Annotated in this window: 3 protein-coding genes; all 3 read left to right on the top strand. The window is 66.7% G+C overall.

All coding sequences use genetic code 11. The features are described 5' to 3' along the window. A partial coding sequence (gene fliF / locus VF497_RS11455) for a flagellar basal-body MS-ring/collar protein FliF (RefSeq protein ID WP_330888786.1) occupies positions 1–1,698 on the top strand: 1,698 nt, incomplete at its 5' end. Next, the gene (gene fliG, locus VF497_RS11450; RefSeq protein WP_327630159.1) at positions 1,688–2,683 is read left to right on the top strand and encodes a flagellar motor switch protein FliG; all 996 of its coding nucleotides are present in this window, start codon (positions 1,688–1,690) and stop codon (positions 2,681–2,683) included. The genes fliF and fliG, both read left to right, overlap by 11 nt. After that, on the top strand, positions 2,676–3,353 hold the full coding sequence (fliH, locus tag VF497_RS11445) for a flagellar assembly protein FliH (protein ID WP_330888784.1): 678 nt from the start codon (positions 2,676–2,678) through the stop codon (positions 3,351–3,353). Before fliG ends, fliH begins: the two co-directional genes overlap by 8 nt. The last annotated feature ends 107 nt before the right edge of the window (positions 3,354–3,460 follow it).

The following is a 3,460-nucleotide window of genomic DNA, read 5'->3' as shown; positions in this document are numbered from 1 at the left end:
CAGCCCGGCGGAAACGCGGACCTGGGCGGCCTCGGCGGCAATTTCGGCCAGCGCCTGTCCGGCCTCGCGCAAATGCGCGGCAACCCGCGCGCCCCGCTGATCTTCGCCGTGGCCTTGCTGGTCGCCGTGGTGGCGGGCCTGTTCCTGTGGTCGCGCGCGCCGGACTACAAGGTGCTCTACAGCAATCTGTCCGACCGCGACGGGGGCGCCATCATCACGGCGCTGCAGCAGGCCAACATTCCCTACAAGTTCTCCGACGCGGGCGGCGCGATCCTCGTGCCGGCCGAGCAGGTGCACGAAATGCGCCTGCGCCTCGCGTCGCAGGGACTGCCGAAAAGCGGCTCGGTCGGCTTCGAACTGATGGACAACCAGAAGTTCGGCATCAGCCAGTTCGCCGAGCAGATCAACTATCAGCGCGCGCTGGAAGGCGAACTGGAGCGCACGATCGAATCGATCTCGTCGGTGAAGTCGGCGCGCGTGCACCTGGCGATTCCGAAGCCGTCCGTGTTCGTGCGCGACAAGGAAGCGCCGTCGGCTTCGGTGCTCGTCAATCTGTTTCCCGGCCGCGCGCTCGACGAAGGCCAGGTGCTGGCGATCACGCACATGGTGTCGTCGGCGGTGCCGGAAATGCCGGTCAAGGGCGTGACCATTCTCGACCAGGACGGCAACCTGCTCACGCAGCCTTCGACGGGCAGCGGGCTCGACGCGTCGCAACTGAAGTACCGTCAGCAGATCGAGCGCAACACGCAGCAGCGCATCGACGCGATCCTCGCGCCGCTCTTTGGCGGCGGCAACGCGCATTCGCAAGTGAGCGCCGACATCGACTTCTCGCGCAGCGAACAGACTTCGGAAAACTTCGGCCCGAACGGCAACCCGCAGCAGGCCGCGATTCGCAGCCAGCAATCGAGCACGGCGAGCGAAATGTCGCAAGCCGGCGCGTCGGGCGTGCCGGGCGCGCTGTCGAATCAGCCGCCGCAGCCGGCCTCGGCTCCGGTCAATGCGCCGAACGGTGCGAGCGGCGGCGTCACGACGACGCCGGTGAGCGACCGCAAGGACATGACCACGAACTACGAGCTGGACAAGACCGTGCGTCACCTGGAGCAGCCGATGGGCGGCATCAAGCGTCTGTCGGTGGCGGTGGTGGTCAACTATCTGCGCGTGGTCGACGCCAAGGGCCACGCGACGATGCAGCCGGTCACCGCCGACAAGCTCGCGCAGGTCAACCAGCTCGTGAAGGACGCGATGGGCTTCGACGCGGCGCGCGGCGACTCGGTCAACGTGGTCAACAGCCCGTTCACCGCCGACCTCGACCCGAACGCGGACCTGCCGTGGTGGCGCACGCCGGACATGCTCGCGCTGTATAAGCAGATCGCGACTTATCTCGGCATCGGCGCGGTGGCCCTGTTCCTGTACTTCGTGATGGTGAAGCCGGCGCTGCGCCGCGCGTTCCCGCCGCCGGAGCCGGTCGTCGCCGCGGCGCTGCCGTCGCCGGACGAGCCGATCCTGCTCGACGGCATTCCGGTCGCGGAGCGCGCGCACAGCGGCATCGAGCTGGACAACGGCGACAGCGAGCTGCTGGCGCTGGAAAATGCGAAACACAAATATGAGCGGAACCTGGAGTTCGCGCGCAACATCGCGCGCCAGGACCCGAAAATCGTTGCAACTGTCGTCAAGAATTGGGTGACCGATGAGCGCTGAAGGCGTAATGAAGAGCGCGCTTCTGCTGATGTCGATCGGCGAGGAAGAAGCCGCGCAGGTATTCAAGTTTCTCGGACCGCGCGAAGTCCAGAAGATCGGCGTCGCGATGGCCGCGATGAAGGCCGTGACACGCGAGGAAATCGACGTCGTGCTGCACGAGTTCGTGCGCGAGGCGGAAAAGCACACCGGCATGTCGCTGGATTCGAACGAGTACATCCGTTCCGTGCTGACCAAGGCGCTCGGCGACGACAAGGCCGGCGCGATCATCGACCGGATTCTGCAAGGCAGCGATACCAGCGGTATCGAAGGCCTGAAGTGGATGGATTCGCCGGCGGTCGCCGAACTGATCAAGAACGAGCATCCGCAGATCATCGCGACGATTCTGGTTCACCTCGACCGCGATCAGGCGTCGGAAATCGTCTCGTGCTTCACGGACCGTCTGCGTAACGACGTGCTGCTGCGGATCGCGACGCTAGACGGCATCCAGCCGGCGGCGCTGCGCGAACTCGACGACGTGCTGACCGGCCTGCTGTCCGGCAGCGACAACCTGAAGCGCAGCCCGATGGGCGGCATCCGCACGGCCGCGGAAATTCTCAACTTCATGTCGAGCAACCACGAGGAAGGCGTCATCGAGAACGTCCGTCAGTACGACGCGGAACTCGCACAGAAGATCGTCGACCAGATGTTCGTGTTCGAGAACCTGCTCGACCTGGAAGACCGCGCGATCCAGTTGCTGTTGAAGGAAGTGGAATCCGAGGCGCTGATCATCTCGCTGAAGGGCGCGCCGCCCGCGCTGCGTCAGAAATTCCTGTCGAACATGTCGCAGCGCGCCGCGGAACTGCTCGCCGAAGACCTCGACGCGCGCGGCCCGGTTCGCGTCTCCGAAGTGGAGACGCAGCAGCGCCGCATCCTGCAGATCGTGCGCAACCTGGCGGAAAGCGGCCAGATTGTGATTGGCGGCAAGGCGGAAGATGCATATGTCTAATCGCAACTCCACGGCAAAGGAAAGCCTCTCGGCCTACCAGCGCTGGGAGATGGCCTCGTTCGATCCGGCGCCGCCCGCGCCGCCGCCCTCCGAAGTCGACGAAGGCGCGCTCGAAGCCGAACTCGAACGTCTGCGCGAAGCCGCGCATGCGCAGGGCATCGCGTCCGGCCACGTCGCGGGCCAGGCGCTCGGCTATCAGGCGGGCTACGAGCAAGGCCACGCGCAAGGCTTCGAGCAGGGCAAAAGCGAAGCGCGCGAGGAAGCCGCCCGGCTCGCGGCGCTCGCGGAGACCTTCAAGGCCGCGCTCGACGGCGCTCAAGGCGCGATTTCGGAGACGCTCGTCGCGCTCGCGCTCGACATCGCGCAACAGGTGGTGCGCCAGCACGTGCAGCACGACCCGACCGCGCTGATCGCCGCCGCGCGCGAGGTGCTCGCCGCCGAACCCGCGCTGATCGGCGCACCGGCGCTGGTCGTGAGTCCCGCCGATCTGCCGGTCGTCGAAGCCTATCTGATGGAAGAACTGCAAACGCGCGGCTGGACCGTGCGCACCGATCCGGCGATCGAACGCGGCGGCTGCCGCGCGCAGTCCGGCAGCGGCGAAGTGGACGCCGGCATCGATACACGCTGGGAGCGCGTCGCCGCGGCCCTCGGCAAGGTGAGCACATGGTGAAGCCGACGCTCGAAGAAAGCCGCGCCAGCGATCTGACGCCGCTCGAACGCGAGCTGGCGCTGGCGTCGTTCGGCGCCGAGGCGCTCGCGGACGCGGGTTCAAGCGCC

This window comes from Rudaea sp., from assembly GCF_036383415.1.
Classification (GTDB): domain Bacteria; phylum Pseudomonadota; class Gammaproteobacteria; order Xanthomonadales; family Rhodanobacteraceae; genus Rudaea.
This window is presented reverse-complemented; position numbering and strand designations above follow the sequence as displayed.